The following is a 1,229-nucleotide window of genomic DNA, read 5'->3' as shown; positions in this document are numbered from 1 at the left end:
TGAATCGCCACGGGTTTAACAGACACCTCAGAGTCATTTAAGATGGCTTAAAGAGAGGTGCCCATGAGCGGTAAGCGTTATCCCGAAGAGTTTAAAATTGAAGCAGTCAAACAGGTTGTTGATCGCGGTTATTCTGTTGCCAGCGTTGCAACACGTCTCGATATCACCACCCACAGCCTTTACGCCTGGATAAAGAAGTACGGTCCGGATTCTTCCACTAATAAAGAAGAGTCAGATGCTCAGGCCGAGATCCGCCGTCTCCAGAAAGAGCTGAAGCGGGTTACCGACGAACGGGACATATTAAAAAAAGCCGCGGCGTACTTCGCAAAGCTGTCCGACTGAGGTACGCCTTTATCCGTGACAACACCTGTTGCTGGCCTGTTCGCCTGCTCTGTCGGGTGCTGGATGTTCATCCCAGTGGTTTTTACGCCTGGCTTCAGCAGCCGCATTCACAACGCCATCAGGCAGACCTGAGACTGACAGGACAGATTAAACAGTTCTGGCTGGAATCGGGATGCGTCTATGGTTATCGCAAAATCCATCTGGATCTGCGGGACAGCGGGCAACAGTGCGGAGTGAACAGAGTCTGGCGACTGATGAAACGTGTCGGGATAAAGGCTCAGGTCGGATACCGGAGCCCGCGGGCACGTAAAGGCGAGGCCAGTATCGTGTCGCCCAACAGGCTCCAGCGACAGTTCAACCCGGATGCTCCGGATGAGCGTTGGGTAACGGACATAACCTACATCAGGACCCACGAAGGCTGGCTGTATCTTGCCGTGGTTGTTGATCTGTTCTCACGCAAAATTATCGGCTGGTCCATGCAATCCCGGATGACAAAGGACATTGTCCTGAACGCACTGCTGATGGCTGTATGGCGGCGTAATCCCCAAAAACAGGTGCTGGTTCATTCGGATCAGGGCAGTCAGTACACAAGCCATGAGTGGCAGTCGTTCCTGAAATCACACGGCCTGGAGGGCAGCATGAGCCGTCGCGGTAACTGCCATGATAATGCGGTTGCAGAAAGCTTTTTCCAGTTGTTGAAACGCGAACGGATAAAGAAAAAGATCTACGGAACGCGGGAAGAAGCCCGCAGCGATATTTTTGATTACATCGAAATGTTTTATAACAGTAAGCGTCGGCATGGTTCTAGCGATCAGATGTCACCGACAGAATATGAAAACCAGTATTATCAACGGCTCGGAAGTGTCTAGATTATCCGTGGCGATTCA

General features: G+C 51.5%; 1 protein-coding gene. It reads left to right on the top strand.

Features of this window, described 5'->3' with window-relative positions; translation table 11 throughout:
• The first annotated feature begins 63 nt into the window (after positions 1 to 63).
• Positions 64 to 1,211 (top strand): IS3 family transposase gene (locus ABLV30_RS27000; RefSeq protein ID WP_087770335.1). Its coding sequence is split into 2 segments (ribosomal slippage): positions 64 to 301 and positions 301 to 1,211, totalling 1,149 coding nucleotides; the frame shifts between segments, so codons are not numbered across the junction.
• The last annotated feature ends 18 nt before the right edge of the window (positions 1,212 to 1,229 follow it).

It is taken from the genome of Klebsiella sp. CN_Kp113, from assembly GCF_040064585.1.
Classification (GTDB): Bacteria; Pseudomonadota; Gammaproteobacteria; order Enterobacterales; family Enterobacteriaceae; genus Klebsiella; species Klebsiella michiganensis.
The sequence above is the reverse complement of the archived record's forward strand: the minus strand, read 5'-3'. Positions and strand labels throughout refer to the sequence as shown.